General features: G+C 32.5%; 15 protein-coding genes. 12 read left to right on the top strand and 3 right to left on the bottom strand.

All coding sequences use genetic code 11. The features are described 5' to 3' along the window. Nucleotide 1: 1 nt before the first annotated feature. From KJ971_04950 to KJ971_04920, 7 genes are all read left to right on the top strand, one after another. Nucleotides 2-937, top strand: a complete 936-nt coding sequence (locus KJ971_04950; protein MBU1145185.1) for a glycyl-radical enzyme activating protein — start codon at nucleotides 2-4, stop codon at nucleotides 935-937. Next, nucleotides 930-1,748, top strand: a complete 819-nt coding sequence (locus tag KJ971_04945) for a hypothetical protein (GenBank protein MBU1145184.1) — start codon at nucleotides 930-932, stop codon at nucleotides 1,746-1,748. The genes KJ971_04950 and KJ971_04945 overlap by 8 nt, the downstream gene beginning before the upstream one ends. Continuing rightward, nucleotides 1,741-2,445 (top strand): GntR family transcriptional regulator, encoded by a 705-nt coding sequence (locus KJ971_04940; protein MBU1145183.1) that lies wholly within the window; start codon nucleotides 1,741-1,743, stop codon nucleotides 2,443-2,445. The genes KJ971_04945 and KJ971_04940 overlap by 8 nt, the downstream gene beginning before the upstream one ends. Nucleotides 2,446-2,690: 245 nt before the next feature. Then, nucleotides 2,691-3,506: a Rho termination factor N-terminal domain-containing protein gene (locus KJ971_04935; GenBank protein MBU1145182.1), complete on the top strand. Its 816-nt coding sequence runs from the start codon at nucleotides 2,691-2,693 to the stop codon at nucleotides 3,504-3,506. 253 nt (nucleotides 3,507-3,759) lie between these two features. Beyond that, a complete protein-coding gene (locus tag KJ971_04930) occupies nucleotides 3,760-4,515 on the top strand; it encodes an SDR family oxidoreductase (GenBank protein MBU1145181.1) in 756 nt (251 codons plus the stop codon). A 219-nt stretch (nucleotides 4,516-4,734) separates the two neighbouring features. Further along, nucleotides 4,735-6,609, top strand: a complete 1,875-nt coding sequence (locus tag KJ971_04925; protein ID MBU1145180.1) for an ATP-binding cassette domain-containing protein — start codon at nucleotides 4,735-4,737, stop codon at nucleotides 6,607-6,609. An 11-nt stretch (nucleotides 6,610-6,620) separates the two neighbouring features. Continuing rightward, the gene (locus KJ971_04920) at nucleotides 6,621-7,460 is read left to right on the top strand and encodes a hypothetical protein (GenBank protein ID MBU1145179.1); all 840 of its coding nucleotides are present in this window, start codon (nucleotides 6,621-6,623) and stop codon (nucleotides 7,458-7,460) included. A gap of 44 nt (nucleotides 7,461-7,504) precedes the next feature. Here the strand turns inward: KJ971_04920 and KJ971_04915 are convergent, their stop codons facing one another. Genes KJ971_04915 through KJ971_04905 form a run of 3 tightly spaced genes read right to left on the bottom strand, consistent with a single transcriptional unit; the run spans nucleotide 7,505 to nucleotide 9,382 of the window. Continuing rightward, a complete protein-coding gene (locus KJ971_04915; GenBank protein ID MBU1145178.1) occupies nucleotides 7,505-7,900 on the bottom strand; it encodes a GntR family transcriptional regulator in 396 nt (131 codons plus the stop codon). Continuing rightward, the gene (locus KJ971_04910) at nucleotides 7,900-8,538 is read right to left on the bottom strand and encodes an ABC-2 transporter permease (protein ID MBU1145177.1); all 639 of its coding nucleotides are present in this window, start codon (nucleotides 8,536-8,538) and stop codon (nucleotides 7,900-7,902) included. Before KJ971_04910 ends, KJ971_04915 begins: the two co-directional genes overlap by 1 nt. Next, the gene (locus tag KJ971_04905; protein ID MBU1145176.1) at nucleotides 8,519-9,382 is read right to left on the bottom strand and encodes an ABC transporter ATP-binding protein; all 864 of its coding nucleotides are present in this window, start codon (nucleotides 9,380-9,382) and stop codon (nucleotides 8,519-8,521) included. The genes KJ971_04910 and KJ971_04905 overlap by 20 nt, the downstream gene beginning before the upstream one ends. Before the next feature lie 224 nt (nucleotides 9,383-9,606). Here KJ971_04905 and KJ971_04900 point away from each other — a divergent pair, with 224 nt between their 5' ends. The 5 genes from KJ971_04900 to KJ971_04880 all read left to right on the top strand — a co-directional run bounded on the left by KJ971_04900 (nucleotide 9,607) and on the right by KJ971_04880 (nucleotide 20,063). Further along, on the top strand, nucleotides 9,607-10,125 hold the full coding sequence (locus KJ971_04900; GenBank protein ID MBU1145175.1) for a peptidylprolyl isomerase: 519 nt from the start codon (nucleotides 9,607-9,609) through the stop codon (nucleotides 10,123-10,125). 287 nt (nucleotides 10,126-10,412) lie between these two features. Further along, complete coding sequence (locus KJ971_04895) at nucleotides 10,413-12,611, top strand: YwaF family protein (GenBank protein ID MBU1145174.1); 2,199 nt, start codon at nucleotides 10,413-10,415, stop codon at nucleotides 12,609-12,611. A gap of 1 nt (nucleotide 12,612) precedes the next feature. Then, nucleotides 12,613-14,223, top strand: coding sequence for a hypothetical protein (locus KJ971_04890; protein MBU1145173.1), 1,611 nt, complete (start codon nucleotides 12,613-12,615; stop codon nucleotides 14,221-14,223). 11 nt (nucleotides 14,224-14,234) lie between these two features. Further along, complete coding sequence (locus KJ971_04885; GenBank protein ID MBU1145172.1) at nucleotides 14,235-14,678, top strand: hypothetical protein; 444 nt, start codon at nucleotides 14,235-14,237, stop codon at nucleotides 14,676-14,678. Between the two features lie 12 nt (nucleotides 14,679-14,690). Beyond that, complete coding sequence (locus KJ971_04880) at nucleotides 14,691-20,063, top strand: InlB B-repeat-containing protein (protein ID MBU1145171.1); 5,373 nt, start codon at nucleotides 14,691-14,693, stop codon at nucleotides 20,061-20,063. The last annotated feature ends 92 nt before the right edge of the window (nucleotides 20,064-20,155 follow it).

Raw genomic sequence — 20,155 nt, 5'->3', positions numbered from 1 at the left:
TATGCGTATTTTGAATATTCAAAGAATGTCCACTGAAGATGGACCAGGATTAAGAACAACCGTATTTTTTAAGGGTTGTCCACTTCACTGTACTTGGTGTCACAATCCAGAATCAATTCCTTTTTCCTTTAATAAAGAGTGGATAAAATCTAGTTGCATCTTTTGCTTGGATTGTATCAAGGTCTGTAAACAAAATGCTCTTCACTATAAAGAGAAAAAGATAATTATAAATAGAGCTTTATGCAATCTATGCATGAAATGTGTTGATGTCTGTCCAACCTCTGCTTTGAAAGCTATTGGAGAAGATATCTCAGTCTTAAGTCTTTACGAAGAGTTAATCAAAGACAAAGCATATTTTAGTAATGGTGGTGGAATTACTTTATCAGGTGGAGAAGTGCTTTTGCAAACAAAGGAAGTTGCATTACTTCTAAAACGTTTGAAGCGGGATAACTTAAATATTGCAATTGATACTTCTGGATTTGCAGATTACGAAAATATCAAAGAAATTATTCCTTATACAGATATTTTTCTATATGATATTAAATTTTTTTCTGAAGAAAAGCACAATTTTTTTTGTAACACTAGCAATCAATTAATCAAAGAAAATCTTATTAAATTAAATCAAGAGAAGACAAAAATTTGGATTCGTACCCCAATCATTCCAAAAGCAACTGATTTTGATGAGAATATTTTAGAAATTGCAACATTCTTAAAAGACAATAACATTGATTTTGATAGATGGGAATTATGTGCCTTTAACAACCTCTGTAAAGACAAATATTCGAGGCTTGATCTAAAGTGGGATTTTCAAAATGAACCGCTAATGACCAAGCAAAGAATGAACGAGTTAGAAACATTGGCAAAATCTGTCTTACCTGCAAAAAGTAAAAATATCTTTTCCACAGGAACTTATCAATTGGAGGTACAATATGAATAATGCATTAACAGAACAATTGAATAAAGAATTTGAAAAAACAATTAAAATAGGACTTGTGTCAACCATAGATGAAAACAACTCTCCTCACATAACTGTGTTATCTTCTATCATGGGAAAAGGAACTTCTCAAATGATTCTTGGCAAATTTATTGAAGGATATAGTAAAGAGTTTTTTCAAAAACGTCCAAAATCAAGTTTTTTAATCATGAATACAAACAAAGAATTTTGGATTGGGAAAATGAATTACAATCATGAGAGTAAAGAAGGAGAAGATTATATTAATTACAATAATCAGCCGCTATTTCGGTATAATTCCTATTTTGGAATCAATACGGTTTACTACTTTGATCTTGTGAAAATTTCGGATAAACTTGTTCTTCCAATGACAAAAGTCATTTATAATGCGATTCTCTCAAAGCTATTTAAGAGTAAATACAAAGGAGACCGTTTAAAAAAAGCGATGAATGATTGGACATACCATTTTTTATCTAAGATGGATACTTTAACTTTCATATCCTATATTGATGAAGACGGATATCCAAAAATTGTACCTGTCATATCCGCGCAATCTGCATCAAGCTCACGAATTGTTTTTAGAAACCAACCTTTTAGAGAAATGTTACTACCAATTAAAAAGGGCCAGGATATTGCAATATTAGGTTTTAGTATGACCATGGAAACGGTTCTTGTTAAAGGCATGTTCTCGGGATTTGATAAAATGGGATTAGGATACCTAGATATTACAAGGATTTATAATTCTATGCCACCGGTTCATAAATATATCTATGAGGAAAAAGTTAAGCATGAATAAACCATTAAATAAAACACTAGATGTTGTAAAAGATATTCAAGATAAAATTATTAATAACAGTTTAAAATCAGAAGATAAGTTGCTTCCACTTCGAGAACTTGCTATAAGCTATAATACAAGTCGGTCCGTGATTAATGCTGCGATACATATCCTTTCCACAAAAGGATATGTATCGGTAAGTTCAAGGCATTTTGTTGTAGTAAACGATTTTCTATATTCAGGAAGTTTGGATGTTGTAAGAGATATCTATTCACAATCAAGAGGAACTTTAAGAAAAAAAACAATTGAAGAAGTTCTATCAATTCGTAAACTAGTTGAATTAGATGCGTTAGACAATATTATAATTAACAGAAGAAATATAGATAAACTGAATGAAATTCTTCGTTTAGAAATAAACTGGGTTGAAAAGGAAAAAGAAAATTTAGAGGAAATTTGCAATTTAGATTGCGAATTTCATGAATGTTTAGTAAAGACGTCCGGAAACGCTGTTCTCTTTTTGCTTTATCGGTCTTTTAAAGATATTGAGCATGACTTAGTCAGAAGATTTTACGAATCAAAACACGAAGTAATGAATGTTGTATCAAGTCATAAAGCTTTAATTTTTGCAATTGAAAGTCAAAATATTGTAGACTCTAAAAATATTTGGAGAAATTTGCTTGAAGAAGGCGAAAAAGTAGTTTTGTCAGGAAAAACATAAAAGATTACCGTACCGTTCATATGCTTTTAAACAAAAAACCGCTTAATCTTGAATGAAAAAAGACAAATAGTATTTGAAAATTAAGAAATAACAAATGACAAAGAGTCAATCTCAATTGCTTAGGGATTGGCTCTTTTATTCATTAGAAGTATAACAGTTGCGATTTGGATTCTTTCCTTAGAGCGGTTGCTTTTCTAAATATTTAGTGATATTCTAAAAGTAGAATATGATTTAAGGAGGGAATAATGGAAAAGTTATTATTTAAGAACAACATCGTAAATATTGTTGTTGGAGTCATACTCACTCTTTTTACAATACTCGCTTATTTTTTAGGATGGATTGGTGAATTTCTTGCAATTTTCATCGGTATCATTTTGATTGCGTTATCTTTACAACGTTTTATCATTACGTTTAAGAAAGTTAGAAGTCGAAACGCAACTGCCGTTTTGATGATAGAAATCATCTTAGATTTGCTACTAGGCACATTATTGATTATCACTCAAAAGAATGCCGAAATATATATTGGTTTAATACTGTTTTTAAGAGGGTTTTCCTATTTAATTATTAATTATCTAATCAATAGACCAATTAAGTTTATTATCTACTTAATGAACATTTTGTTCTTAACTGTTGGATGCTTCTTTATGTTTAGACCACCACTCGGATTGAATTATTTAGAAATTGCTGCATTATGCCTCTTTGTCTTCATCGGACTTATCTACATTATCTTTGGAATTCTCTATTTAAATGAGAATAAGAAAAAACAACCTATCAAAGAGGAATTAGCGCTTGTAAAACAAGCCGCTAAACCTACTGAACCTCCAATGAATACCGTAGTGAAACCAACAGAAACTCCAAAACCAGATCCCAAACCTGAAGTGAAAATAGAAACACCACCTAAACCAAAGCCTATTGAACCAGCACCTGTAGTAAAGACACAAAATTTAACAGAAATGACGGTTTCGGAGCTAAAAGCCATTGCGAAAGAAAAAAACATATATGGTTATAGCAAAATGGTTAAATCTGAATTGATTGCGGTTATTAGAAAAACAAAATCATAAAAACATCAATTTTATAAAAAGATAACAAAGTAAATAGATTTCAGATTATCAAATTAATATCTAAATAGTTTCGTTTTTCACAACGAAACTATTTAGATATTTTTTATGTCTCTTAAACCAATAAAACGTTTAGAGCACATAGTTTTACATAATGAAACATTAGTTGTATAATTAACTTAAAACGACAGAATTACTTCAAAATTGATTCTTTTCATCCGATCGTTATATCGATTTTTTCTAAGGAGAATAGAAAATGAAATTAAAAGGTAAAGTAGCGGTTGTCACAGGCGGAGCATCTGGAATGGGAAGATCCATATCCATTCTTTTTGCACAAGAAGGCGCCAAAGTTGTAGTATCTGATTTAAATCTTGAAGGTGCCAAAGAAACAGTAGAAATGATTACAAAAAATGGCGGTCAAGCCATTGCGATTTTGACAAACGTGGCAAAAGAAGAAGACGTACAAGTCATGATTGATACGGCTGTTAAAACATTTGGAACAGTTGATATTCTTATCAACAACGCCGGAATCATGGATAACATGGAACCAGTAGGTGCCTTAACAGATGCTCAATGGGAAAGAGTCATGGCGGTTAATGCAACTTCAGTGATGAGAACCACAAGAAAAGTTGTACCTTTGTTCCTTGAAAAAGGTGCAGGTGTAATCGTTAATATTGCTTCTGTTGGTGGTTTATTTGGAAAAGTTGCTGGATGTGCATACACAGCTAGCAAACATGCAGTAATCGGAATTACGAAGAGCACAGGTTACATGTACGCTCAAAAAGGAATTCGTTGTAATGCCATTGCACCAGGAGCCGTTATGACAAATATTGGATCCACAATGACAAACGTTGATCCATTCGGTGGACAACGAGCTGGAGCGAGTGTCCAACTCAATCCACGTTTTGGAAAACCAGAAGAAATAGCAGGAGCAGCTTTATTTTTAGCAAGTGACGATTCAAGTTTTGTTAATGGAACTGTTCTTACCGTTGATGGCGGATGGATGGCTTAATTCAATTTTAAATAATTATCTAAAAAAGCGGAATGTCAAAATTGACTTTCCGCTTTTATGTTAATATATTGTTTTTTGGATGGATTAGATTCATTGAAAAATGAGTTTTTTGTGAGCTTTTCGATTACTTCTTATTTCTCACAGAATATACATATTAATTCATTAAAATAGTCACAATTAGTATACATTTTATATTTTTAAGAAATGAGGAGGAAATATATGTCATCTTTGTTAAGATTAGCAAACATTGAAAAAGACTTTAAAATCAACAAGGTTCAAAAGCAAGTAGTACTAAAAGGTGTTACCGTCGACTTTGACCGTGGTGAATTCGTTGCACTTGTCGGTGAATCGGGATGTGGAAAATCTACTTTGATTAATATCATGGGAGGATTAGATAGCGAATACACGGGAAGTGTTATTTGTAAAGAGGCATTTTTAAGAGACTATTCAGAAAAGCAAATGGATGATTATCGAAAAAAAAGGGTTGGCATGGTTTTTCAAGATTATAATTTGATTAGTCATTTAAATTTAGTCGAAAACATCGAAATTTCTATGCAAATGAGTGACATTGAACCTAAAATTCGTCGCCAACGGTCGATGGAATTATTAAAACTCGTTGGCTTAGAAAATTATTCAAAAAAATTCCCTTCTCAATTATCTGGTGGTCAACAACAACGAGTTGCTATCGCAAGAGCCCTTGCAAATAATCCATCTATTATCTTAGCTGATGAACCAACAGGAGCTCTTGATAAAGAATCTCAAGAAATCATCTTAACTATTTTACAAAAGATTGTCCAATCTGGAAAACTCGTTATTATTGTGACTCATAGTGAATTAGTCGCAAGTCATTGCAATCGAATTGTTCGAATTGATGATGGAGTGGTTGTTTCAGATGAAGTGAAGTATAAGGTAACAGAAATTGCCCAATTTGAAAAAGTTATTATGCCAAAGCCAATAAAAACAAAAGATATTGCCAAATTATCTTTTAAAAATTTAACAAAAAAAGGCATTCGCAGTTTGATTGTATCCATCGGAATGGCCATTGGCATTGCTTCAGTTGTTTTGATTTTAAATTTAGGGTTAGGACTGACTAATTACGTAAAAGAAGTATATGTTGATAATATGCAATCAACTCAAATCATGGTAACGAAAATTAGTGGTGAAGATTTCAGTAGCTCTGAAATAAATAGCATTATGGAACTTGATGGAATAGAACACACTTATCAATCCACCATCATCCAAACCGCAACGTATGAATATAATGATTTGGAAGCTGACATTGATAATTTAACTGGTTATTATGAGTATTATTATCCAAACATTCTTTATGGATCTATGCCTTCAGATGAATCGGAAATGTTAATTAACGAAACTATGGCATATTCTTTATCATCTGAAGGCATGATTGTTTCGATAGGAACTGAAATTAGTATAATTTATGACGAACAAATTTATGTATTTATTATTTCAGGAATTTATGAAGATTTATCTGAAAACAGCAACGAAGCAAATGTATATATTAGTGAAACGGAACTAGAAAATCTTTATAGCATTGAAGATGGATCTAATACTTTGTATGTAAGCCTTGAAGATGTAACTTACGTTTCTGTAGCGCTTGAAGATATCAAATCACTTGGATTTGTTGTATATCAAGAAGACAGTTCTGTTAATTCGTTACTAGAGTACATTGAAATAGGTACTAAGATATTAACTGGAGTTGGCGCTATCTCCATGATTGTGGCCGCTATTATGATTTTTATTGTTCTTTACATAAGTATTATAGAAAGAACCAAAGAAATAGGAATTCTTCGCGCAATTGGTGCAAGAAAATACGATATTCGCACCATGTTTGTGTTTGAAGCTGGATTAATTGGCTTAGCAGGAGGAGTACTAGGTGTTATTTTTTCAATTGCTGTAACGCTTGCGACAAATGCGATTACAGAAATCTCGCTTCAAACAACCTTAATTAGTTACAATGTATTATATTACTTACTTGGAATTGTGTTGAGTTTTATTGTAAGCATTATTGCAGGAATTGCTCCAGCAATCAAAGCAGCAGATCTTGATCCAGTAATCGCTTTGCGATTTGAATAGGAGAGATTCCTATGGCAAAATCAATGAGTAAAACTCAAATAAAAGCAAAAAGAAAACAGAAAAAAATAAAGAAAATCGAAAATATTGATGCCAAGGGAATTAGTCGCAAAAAATACAAACTAGTCATTACTCCAAAAACATTTTTTATTTTGAAAGCGATAGCCATTGTGCTAATTCCCATTGCTTATTTTGTTTATTCTCCACTTTTAGTTTTAGTCATGTTTCTATTCGTTGGACTTTATTTTGTGGCCATTGGATGCGAACATAGTTTAAACAAAAGCGTTATTAAAAGCAACCATATCAAAATTCCAAAATACGATAGTGCAATAGCTTTACTATTAATTTGTGTTTCTCTTTTTGGAGCATTATCTAGTTTTTCAAGCGGAGGTGTAGGAAGAATTGCTAATACTTTTCTAATGAAACTAAAAACTGCGGTGTCTAATTTTGGTTCACTTCAAACTGGAATTAGAAGTATTTTTGGAACTACAGCGGGATTTAAATTTGGTCCTATGGAAAAGCCTGATGGATTTATTCCAAATTCCGAAGCTTTTTTAGAGGAATTTGGAACAATGCCTCGTGGTGATTTTCATGAAGGTGTACCTAATTTTGAATTTTCAATGGATAATATCCCCATTGAATTTATGTTTTCCCAAGTATTTTCAACTGTTGCGACTGTATTAATTTGTATGGTAGGAATTTTTGGGGCTATCTCTTTATACTATACCATGATTAAAATACGAAAATTCAATACCGAACAAAACGAAATAATCATTGATGGCGAAATAAAACTTCTTTCTGATGAAGAGATGTTTTCAATTCTTGATTTTGGAGAAATAGAAGAACAACGCTAAACGTTTAGAATGATAAATATTTAAATGAAAAAAGATACGCATTATTAATGTGTATCTTTTTTTGGTATTACATCGTATAAATCTTCAATAATATCTATAATTTCTTTTTTCGATATTTCTAGAGTTTTGCACTGTAAAATATTGTCTCTAAAAATATCTTTCACTAAATCGAATTTCTTTTTTTTTAGCGTTTCTTTTGAATTGGTTGTAATGTAAGATCCTTTTCCAGATATAGTAAGAATGTATCCACTTTTCTCCAGTTCTTCCCAAGTTTTTTTAATAGTAATGACAGATACTCTCAATTCTTTTGCCATGGTTCGAATAGAAGGTAAATTGGTGCCAGATTTTAACTCTCCACTTAAGATTTGAGCCTCAATTTGATCATAAAGTTGCTGGTAAATGGATGTGTCAGACTTGCTGCTAATAAAATAACTTTTCATTATTTTATTTGCTCATAGTTTTTAGCTGATTTATTTAGAGATATCCTACTTAACCCCACAAATATGATGATTCCTGCAAATAACATTCCTGTTTGATAGAAGACATTTGGATTATCCAATATTTTTGATGCCCAAGGAACTAGTAAATCTAATAATTCAAGCCCAATACCAAAGATTGTGGAAACGATGATGGCGAATATGAGTGGCTTTCCAAAATAATAAGCAGTTTTGAAATATAATGGTAAATAGACAATATTAAATAGACCAAACATAATGAATACATATCCAAAAAAAGCTGGACTAATATCTAGGAAAATATTAAAAGAACCATAGACCAAAACGTGAATAATACCAAAAATAACGGCTAAAACAATATGATATAGTTCTAAAATAATAACCGTATACCCTTTTGATTTTGCTATGTCACTTTTTTTAACAGGAAGCACGGTTGTAAATTCATAATCTTGTTGAGCTAAGTATGCCGAAAAAATCTGAGGGGCACTTACCCAAAAGAAGTACATGAACACTAATATGAATATCCATTGAGGTATCATGATTAAACCCGCAAGTAAAATGGGTAAAACATAGAAAAATTTATTTACAGACAAAACCAGTTCTTTATAAATTAAGTTTTTCATTTTGATTTTTCCTCTCTGAATAATAGATCATGATGTCATCTAAGCTTGGAACACCAACTCTAATTTGAGTGTTTTCTTTTAAATACTCTTTTTTGATTAAACCTGTAAAACCAAATGCGTTTTTCTTATAGGATATCAAATTATTCTTAATAGAATCAAGTGCGTCGAAATCGCCATTTATGAGTTTGTATTTTTCAATTAAATCATCTTTTGGTAAACTTTCGACAATCTTTCCATTTTGAATAAATGTAATGTAATCAGCACTTTTTTCTAAGTCGCTGGTTATGTGTGTAGAAAACAAAATGCTAACTTCTCCATCCTCAATAATGCTTTGAAAAAGCTCAAGTAAAGAATCTCTTGCAACTGGGTCTAATCCGCTAGTAGGTTCATCAAGAATAATTAATTTAGCATGATGGGATAAGGCTAAAGCAATGGAATATTTCAAACTCATTCCTTGAGATAATTCATCCATTTTTTTCTCTGGATCTAAGTTAAATTTTTTTAAATAATTTAGGTATATTTCTTCATCAAAATTCAAATAAAATCGCTTAAAGACACTTGTAATTTCTTTAATTTTTCGTTTGGGATAAAAAGATTTTCCTGACATGAATGCGATGTCCTTTTTAATCTCAATTTCAAATTCGTCGATATCTTTTCCAAAGATAGAAACATGACCACCATCTTTACTAATGATATTTAACATCGCCTTTAATGTTGTAGTTTTTCCTGCACCATTTTCTCCAATAAATCCCATGATATATCCTTTTGGAATACAAAAGGAGATGTCATCTAAAGTAAACTTTGGATACTCTTTTCTGAGATTTTTAACTTCTAATACGTTCATAAAAACGCCTTCTTTCAACTGTGTATGTTGTACATATACAGTATACACAATAAGTGAATGAGTGTCAAGAAATATTAGAATAGAAAAATAGAATAACTTCTATCAAAAAAAGAAATAAAAAAGTATAATATGGATGGGTAGATCTTTGATGGAAGACTTTTAAAGATTTATAGAATTTTTTTGTCAAAGAGTATTCATAAGAGGATAATTGAAAGGAGAAATGTATGAACAATGCAGTAGTAACGATAGAAATGGAAAGCAAAAATATAATTAAAATAGAGTTATATCCCGACATTGCACCAAATACCGTTAACAACTTTATCAGTTTGGTAAAAAAAGGGTTTTACGATGGTGTCAAATTTCATCGTGTAATTGAAAACTTTATGATTCAAGGTGGAGACCCTGAAGGAAGTGGTATGGGGGGACCTGGGTATAGCATAAAAGGAGAGTTTTCATCAAACGGATTTCACAACTCTTTGACGCATGTAAGAGGAGTTATATCCATGGCAAGATCACAACATCCTAATTCAGCTGGTTCTCAATTTTTTATCATGCATCAAGACTCGCCTCACTTAGATGGACAATACGCTGGGTTTGGTAAGGTAATAGAAGGCATAGAAGAAGTGGATCGAATTGCGTCTGTTGATGCGGATTATAGAGACAGACCTGTAAAAGATGAAATAATGGTTAAAGTAACGGTTGCGACCTTTAATGAAGGTTACTTGGAAGTTGAAAAGATTTAAATCAGTTTATCAGAATCATATTTCTTAAATCTTAGGAATGTTAGATATTGCCAATAAAGAGGAGACCTTAATTGTTTATAGGGAGTATGAAGATTTCATTAGAGAATAACATTTATAATATTCTCATTATAATAACGTTTTCTCGAAGTGAAATATTGTAATATTTAATACAATGTGATATATTATATAGAGCTTAATATTCATTGATTTCAACCATATACAAATAAACAAGAAACACACACTATTTTTACAAGATTTTATATGTTATATAAAGATATGGAGAAAACATGATGTACACTAGTATATTACTGGGAGTCATCCTTGGAATTACAATCAGTCTGTTTTTATTAAAAAAACAATATGTTAAGACAGATAAACTGCTAAAGGTTCTCTCACTTTTACTGTTTTTTGTCTATATAATTTCGTTTTTTTTCACAGATTCCATAGACAGCACATTTAATTTGTTTTTTATAGATATCAGAACACCCATTGATGCTCAGGCAACGTGGGTTTTTTCACGTTTAATGACTGTTGTGATGATTCTTTTAAGATGGTTAACTGCCGTAGTGGTTGCGTGGGGAATTGTTGGATCATTTTTCAAACAACGTTTTTTAAAATGGATGATGGCTTCATTTGGAATCGTCGTAGGAATTCTTGACATCATTTTTTTTAAGAGTCATATGATTGCTTTCTTTGGAAACGATGCTTACACTCTTTTTTCATTAAGAGGAATTCAGTTTGCGCTTGTGATTGTGTTTTTGCTTATTTTATCCATTATGAATCTTATTACTTTAATTCAAACAAAGAGTAAAGTGACAAAGAAAGATATATTAACCCTTATCGTTGTATTCATTCTTTCCTGTTTTGCCTTAATGCCAGAATCGCTTTTATATAACCTGCTAGGAAATTATGGCGATTCGCCTTTAGATTTTAATAATGAGCACTTATTATTAATTGTTTTTTCGTTTGCTTTTATCATTGCTGCTTATTTTGTGATGTTTTCCAAAACACAAGAAGATAGAAATCTTATGCTTATGTTTTTGGTCTTAGCAGCTTTTTTCCAATATTTCTATATAAGAAGAACTGGAATTGGTTCGCTTCCACTTCATCTATGTAATACAGCGATTTTACTTATGATGATTTCATTTGTATTTAAATGGAAAGGTGTTTTCTATTTTAATTACTTTGCTAATGTCCTAGGAGCTTTCATGGCGATTCTTTTACCAAACTATACCTCAGACTTATATTCATCTGGTGTCGTTCATTACTGGTACAATCATATTTATGTATTAGTCATTCCAATTTTAGGAGTTGCTTTTCATACGTTTGAACGCCCTACGCTCAAACTAATGATTAAAGCAATTGGAATCTTCTCAATCTATTACGTATTTGTCGTGTTTATCAATGCTTGGATTAATAATTTTGAATCAGTCGATTATTTCTTTACCTATTCAAGTTTTATCCCATCAAAACTAGGGCTTGAAAGTGTTCAATATCATAACACGATTTCATTTCAGTTTAAAGAATTAACCTTTGTTTTTTTCTGGTTGTTCCAGGTTCTATATTTCTTTGGGTTCATCTTCTTAATGTTTATGAGCTGGTATGTATACGATGGAATCTTCCAATTTGCGGATCGTTATTACAATCTTATCTTAAAACGCAAAAAAATGAACATGGATGTGTTAAATCTAAAAAAAGCTTTAAATGGTAGAAAATTAACCGAACCCATCAACCCAGGAGGAATAGACATGTTGAAAATATCTCATTTTTCAAAACAATATGGATCATCAAAAAACAAAGCAGTTGACGATTTCTCTTTAGAAGTCTATGCGGGAGAAGTCTTTGGGTTTTTAGGACATAATGGCGCAGGAAAATCGACGACCATTAAAAGTTTAGTTGGTATTCAATCCATTACAGAAGGCGAAATGGAAATTTGTGGGTATTCCATAAAAACGCAACCCTTAGAAGCAAAACTTCATATTGGATATGTATCCGATAATCACGCAGTCTACGAAAAACTAACCGGAAGAGAATACATTCATTATGTTGCGGATTTATATAAAGTCTCAAAAGAAGAAAGAGAAGAACGTTTAGAAAAATATTTAGAACGATTCGCTTTAGCTTTTGCAATCGATAACGAAATTAAAAGTTACTCCCATGGAATGAAACAAAAACTTGTCGTTATCGCATCTCTCATCCACCAACCAAAAGTATGGATTTTAGATGAACCTCTAACAGGACTTGATCCTACTAGTGCATTTCAAATTAAAGAATGCATGAGAGAACATGCCAACAAAGGCAACATCGTCTTCTTTTCATCTCACGTTATTGAAGTGGTTGAAAAGATTTGTGACCGAATTGCCATTATTGGAAAAGGAAAATTAGAAGGCGTATATGTAATCAAAGACTTATTAGCCACTGGCACTTCTTTAGAACAACTCTATATGGACAGCGTTGCAAAACAAACCATAAAAGGAGTGACTTAATATGTGGAATCGCCTGCTGATTTTAACGAAGATGCAGCTGTCAAACAAAATCAATTTCAAATTCATTCATAATAAAAGATTTATAGCTAAAGTTGCCTTAAGTCTTTTAATGATTATCATTGTTACTATCGTTATGGCACTCGCTTTATATGTTATTAAAGGCATCTTATATATCCCAGTTAATGTGTATTTTGTTATCTTTATTTTATTCTTTACACAAGTGCTTAGTATCATAGCCACAACGAATGGCTTGATTGTGGATTTATATATTAGCAAAGACAATCAAATATTATTATCTTTTCCTGTAAAGAATGATGAAGTATTTGTCAGCAAACTCATGGTGTTTTACGTTCATGAGTTTGTTAAAAATCTGTTCTTTTTAATTCCACTACTGATAGGTTTTGGTTTTATCAATAATATGCAGTGGTATTATTATTTAAACATTATACCAATGGTTTTAATCATGCCAATGATATCAGTGTTAATCAGTGCGCTTCTTTCACTTCCCATCACGTATTTAAAAAATTTCTTTTCCAATCGGAATATCTTACTTTTGGTGATGGTATTTGCATTGGTTTTCCTTATTTTTTATTTTGTGACAACACTTGTATCAAGTATTCCAACTCCTATCCGAATTGTGCCTTTATATAACCGGTTTATCAGTGTCATTGCAATCTTTATGCAATCGAGCGCTAGGTACTCCACCATTTATGGGCTAATTGGAAAACTTCTTTTTGGAATTAATGTGGCAGTGAATTACTTGATTGTATTTGGAACTGCTTTTGTCTTATTGCTTCTAGTCTTTCTAGTTTCTAGGCCACTTTATTTTAGATTAACATCAAAATCACTAGAATCCGCTTCCAATCAAGTACATGTTTCAAAATACATTCCAAATAAAAGTATTTTTCGAACGTTTGTCAAAAAAGAATGGCTTATCACAAGCAGAAGCATCAATGAATTGTTATCCAATTATGCCATGCTTTTATTGTTTCCCTTTGTATTATATGTTTTAAACTATATCTACATGGGAATACCAAGAATTTCTCTTGGAAATTCACTGGTGATCGTTTTTGATTTAATGATAAGTTTATTTATTATTACTTCTTCAAATACGGCATCTGCGTCAGCAATTACACTGGAAGGGTATGAGTTTGTTTTATTAAAAACATCGCCTTCTAATACGCATCAAGTGGCTTGGGCGAAAATCATGTTTAATCTCTTATTTTCTTCTTGTATGATTATTTTGAGTTTTATCATGTTTCGGATTTCTCTTCAAAACTTTCCCGCCTCTTCGTTGTGGCCTATGATGATTGTGATATTAATTATCAATTCAAGTCATATCATCTGGAGTTTACAAATCGATGTATTAAATCCAAAACTCAGTGAATATGCAGCCACAGGCTCCTTAAGTAACAATCAAAATGTTTCAAAATCAGTAACGATTGGGTTTGTTTTAAGTTTAATCATTGCTGTTATATTTGGAGTTTTGAGTTTTGTCGCTCCAGATTTAGCTTGGACGATAACGATTATTATTTCGCTTTTGTTTTTAGTATTTAGAGTGATTTCGTTTCATTATTTTTTAAATGCGTATTTTATCGATATTGAGTTTTGAGGTGAGAGAGTATGAATAGAAAAGCATTAATATTTATCGTTTTCATGCTTGGGGTATTGTCGATCATGGCGGTAGGCGTTTGGGGTGCTTCTCCAGATCCTTCTGACAATATAACGATGAATTCCATTTTCTTTTCTGATGATAGAATCATCACAAATGAAAGTGGAGACAAAATCATTTTTGTAGAAGACATTATCACAGACTTGGAAACCAATTATGAGATTCAAATCGGATTTGAGTATTTACCGTCCAACGCTTATGCTTATTTAATCGTAAGGACCAATGAAGAAAGTGTCGCCGCAATTGTACAAGGGAATCTAGTCTACGTAGCGTTCTCTCAAAAAGACACAGTATCGATTACAATCACCGACAAGAATACCGAAAAAACTGATACAGTAACACTCGTTTTTAGAGCGTCAGGACAAGTTGACATCCCTGATGATATATTTGATTAAGGAGAAATTACAATGAAGACATTTATGAAAAAATTTGGGTTTTATAGTTTATTTGTATTAGCGCTATTGTTATTAATTGGATGTAACCCAAAAGAGATTACAATTTCATTTGAAACAAATAGCGGGATTCAACTTGATAGTGTGAAAGTGTTACAAAATTCATCTTTATCTGATTTACCAGAAGCTTCTAGAATCGGATATGATTTTTTAGGTTGGTTCTATAATTCAGAATTAGATCAACCCTTAGATGAAACCACTCCCGTTTTACGAAATATCACTTTATATGCAAAATGGGAAATACAAACCTATACCATCACTTTTATGAGTGATGAAGAAGTATATCTTACTTCTTTCCTTGTGTATGGAAATGAAATAACAATGCCAGTTGATCCAGTAAAAACCGGATATCATTTTTTAGGCTGGTATTTTGAAGAATCACTTTTTGAAGATGACACGATTGTTACTTCAGATTTTGTTTTAACCGCAGAGTTTGAAATTGATGAATACGATATAACCTTCAACTTAGGAAATGGAACGATAGAAGTGATTACGATTACCTATGGAGAAGAAATTCAAACCTTTCCATCTTCTGTATTAGCTCCAATGGATGGAAAAATGATTGTTTGGAAAACCTATGAAGATGAAGTATTAGGAGACGTGGCTGATTTTGACGATATTACATCTGATATGTCTGTTATATCCGTATACGTTGATGTGTATCTTACCATCACGATTGATGATCTTCAAGGCAATATTACAACCGAAATCATCAAATATGGAGAAATCATCTCAAGACCTTTAACTGATCCTTCAAAAGAACATTACAGTTTTTCAGGTTGGGTAGGAGAAGATGAACTTCAATATGATTTTTCTTCAGCTGTAACCGAAGAATTTACCATTTCAGCCAGTTATACAATTTTGAAGTTCCAAGTTTCATTTTATAATGAAAATGGACAAATGATTGGTGGACCACAAACCATCAATTATGGGCTAGATGCCATTGCACCAGCATATACAGCACCACTAGGATATGTATTTAGTGGATGGGACAAAGGATTTTCAACTATCACGCAAAACACTCAAGTAAATGTTGTGTTAGTAGGAAATGATTATGAAATCACCTTTGAAACCTTTGGTGGTTCAACTGTTTCAAGCATCAATCAAACAATTGGTGAGGTAGTCTCGAGTCCTGAAAATCCAACAAAAACAGGATATACCTTTGGTGGGTGGTATTTAGATGAAGCCTATTTAAACGAATATGCAAGTTTTACAACAATGCCTTATAACGGACTAGCACTTTTCGCAAAATGGACGCCAAATAATTATACCATTACCCTTGATCCTCAATTAGGAAGTGTAAGTCAAACGACGGTTCCTGTTTTGTATAATGCAAGCATTGGTTATTTACCTACTCCTGTTAGACCGGGATACCAATTCCTTGGATGGAGTTTGAATCCAAATGAAACAGCGTCAAACTACATCACTTCTTCCTCAAACTATACACAGACTCAAAATATAACAATTTATGCTATTTGGGACTATGCCGATTATGTAATGAATCTCTTTGTAAATGGTGGAGATGCTCTAATTTCCAACACCGCAAGCGTTACCTATATGAGTCCTATTTCAACGTTTATTCTACCTACAAGATTAGGTTATACGTTTGAAGGATGGAATACACTTTCATCTGGACTTGGAACGACCTATGAGAATTCAGATATTTATCAATTGACTAGTAACTTGAATTTATATGCTATTTGGGAAGCAAGTGAAGTAAGTCTTGCCTATACGGTCGAGTATTATTTTGAAAATGTCGACGATGATTTATATACTTTAGGAGAACAAGTAAGCTATCCTGGAGTGACGGATACAGAAGTAGAAGCAATCATTAACTCTTATTCTGGATTTACATACGCGGTTGATTCACCTTTCAATGTAATCAGTGGAACGATTTTAGGAGACGGATCACTTGTCTTAAAAGTTTATTATGACCGAATAATTTTTACCGTCACGTTGATTGATTCATCGGATACATCAAGTGGGTTCTTTATGGTGAAATATGATGGCTTTTTAACCAATCTTGAAACACCAGTCAGAACTGGCTTTACGTTCCTTGGATGGGTAGACTCAGAAGGAAATGAATATACAGCTCAAAATCAAATAGCGGAAAACTTGATTCTTTATGCAAGATGGAATCAACTTATCTGTACGGTTACTATTGAAAGAATCTTCTTAAAAGGAGATATCGAACAATCTAGATCTACTATTACAACACAAGTTGGATACGGGAATGATTTTTCACCGGTATCGCTGATTGAAGGATATGATTTTAACTATTTTATCGGTTCAGATTTGGTAGAACATGTACTAGCAGCCGATACGTTAAATATTACAGACAATGAAACCATACAAGTCTACTTCGATATGCAAAGTTTTACCATTAATTTCACGCAGTTCTTATCTACTGCAGAAGATATAACAATGGAATCTTTCACGGTATATTACGATGAAACATTTAGCAATTTACCTACGCTTATATTAAGTGGAAATGCATCTTATTCTCTTGTTATATGGAATAGAACCGTTTTTCAAAATGTCAAATCCAACATTGATGTATTTGCCGTATATTATCCTGCATCTGGCAAAACCGTTACCTTTACCGATAACGGAACCATTAAATACATCATTTCTGATACAGATGTTCCAACAGGACAAATCATTACAGAAAACTCCCCCATCTGGAATTTACAAAAATCAGGATATGTCTTTTTAGGATGGTATTATGATCTTTTAGGACAAAATCCTGTAAGTATCACTGATCTAGATTTTACTTTGCTTGGCTCATCGGTAAATCTTTATGCTCTATGGGAACAACTTTTCCCATATGATGATCCAACCGATGTGACAGTTTCAGTGTCAGGAACAAGCGTCTCTGTTACTTGGCATCAAACAACTCTTTTGGGAATGTATCCATCTTCTTTTAACTTATTAATTGATGGAGTGGAATACGTTTTAACTTCAAGTAATTACACGCGAGTTGCGACTTCTTTTACCTATACAAATGTGCTGCTTGATAAACTAAAAGATGTCGGAACACATCACGTTGCCGTTAAAGCTTTAGGAGATAATCTTGGAAGTCTTAATTCTGCGTATTCGGTAGTGTGTGAACATGTTGTTGCAACCGAAGAGGAAGAAATTAGTGATGTTGAGATTTATGACTATTTCATTATCGAAACAACTATTTCTGGAAACGAAAATTATATTTTTTATACTGATATGACTTATAATTTCTCTTCAAAATACAGTTTCTTAGTGTTAGATGGAAACGAAGTTATTTCATCAAATCAAAATTTACTTATCACTTCAGGAACACCAGGATTATTTGAAATCATGATGTTTAAAACAGTCGATAACGTCACAACTCAGACTTTAATCCAAGGAAAAGTTGTTACTTACATTAATCAATTCCAACTTGGAAAATCCTTAACTGATTTTAACAATGAAACAACTTCAGATAATTATTTGAATCCAAATTTTGAAATGTATAAAGTTGGAAACAAAAACGATTTCTACTTTACGTTATCCATTCTTAATAATACCGGAAGTAAAGTAGACATGAATGATACAGTTCTTGATTTTGCCTTCTATTTAAAAACAGGATCTACTTATTCACTACTTGAAGGAGAAGATCTTGCGAGTTACGTCACTCAAAAAACAGGATATCTGTTTAAATTTACAACACTTGCAACAGGAAGACAATTTAAAGTTGAAATTGCACCAAGATATCAATCCTTAGAAATGACCGTACCTACAAGAACTTTTGAGTTTGTTGTAGAAGACGCTTACAATGCATTTACGAACGCACAATTACAAGTTTTATTTAAAAATTTAAGTGTTCATCATATTATTTTACATTCGGATATCACAGCTTTAGTAGATCCTCTTTATTTAAATGAAGATGGTTCTCCTATGAATGGATATTCTCAAGTGTTACCAAGTGGAACCATTGATTATCGTGGTAACGTCTACCAAAGAGTTGGCGTATCAAATAACGACTCCTTAGTATTAGATGGTAACTACTTTACCATTGATGGATCTGGACTACCTTATGTGAAAGTTACATCCGATCCAGATGGTGGATACACCGACGTTGGAGTTGGTACAGGTAGTACTTATGGAATAGTCAGTGTTCAAATTGGAATATTCTGTTACAACGTAACCCCAGATCCAACAAAAGTACTCATAAACAACGATAATGCAGTCTACTACTCCAATTTAACGATTTTAGGTAATACAACCACACCTTCTGTTAACTATTCGTTAAGCGCCGAAGAAATTCTTTATCAAGAGCAATTAATGTCCATCAATTCAGGAGGACTTGCTGGAGTAATGACAAGAAACGGTAGCACCTATTTAGAAAATGTTAACATAGGATATACAACCATTGCTTGTTTCTTAACCGCATATGGTTATAAGCTTGATGGAGTAACTTCCATTTCTACTAACACCAATTACGTTCGAATTTATGATTCTTGGGCAAATAGTTTTTATGACTATGGATCTCCTATGATTGATATTAAAAATTCTGATATTGGAAGTAGTGGTGGAGCTGCCATTCACTTAGAAGATGTTCGACCAGGAAATTCAGGAATTGAAAACATTACCGTAACAATCGATGACTCAACCGTCATTAATAACTGGATTTCAGGAGATGAAGCTTGGTTTAAAGCCTTTGGATTCTCAGGACTTGCATTGCTTCTTAAGAGTCAAGCAGAAGTAGAATTAAACAAAATGGATAAATCAATTATTCATTTAGAAGAAAATCAAATTACAGGAGCTCTCTCTGAAAAAATCAATTTTATCATTTTATCAAGAGATATGGATAGCGCCGTGACAGAAGACGAATTCTTCAACCAAACGAGTGGTTCTGAGATTGTACTTCATTTAGAAGACGAAACAGGAGTAAATACTTTAGCTCGCGCTTTCAATTTCCTTCAAACGGATTTTAGAAGTACTCAAGTAACTCCTGGAACCTTGTTATCACCTGTTGGAATTTATTCATCTTCAGCCGCATTTTATGCCGCTTTTAACACCGTTTGTCAAGACTTGAGTTATTTGGCAGGCTATGGCTATACAGCACAAGATATTGCTGAATTAGCCATCAATGTAGTTTATATTGCTAGTTTTTACAACCTAAGTCTTCCTCAAGCGGAAAATGTAGTTGGGGCGATTGGTGAATATGGATTAACCGTTTCTCAAGCAGTTGCTGCAGTCGTAGGAGAATCTATGCCAGCACAACCAAAATATTTAGAAATTGCACAAGAAGCTGCAGGACTCGGAAAAGTTCAATTGATTCTTGAGTACGGAGCCCAAGCTCCATTGTAATGAAGTAACACTCAAATTCTTAAAGAAAAATGAAGATGTTAATCCACACAAAACGATGTGGGAATTAACATCTTTTTCTTTTGTCTTTTTAT

Source organism: Bacillota bacterium, assembly GCA_018818595.1.
Classification (GTDB): Bacteria; Bacillota_I; Bacilli_A; order Izemoplasmatales; family Hujiaoplasmataceae; genus JAHIRM01.
This window is presented reverse-complemented; position numbering and strand designations above follow the sequence as displayed.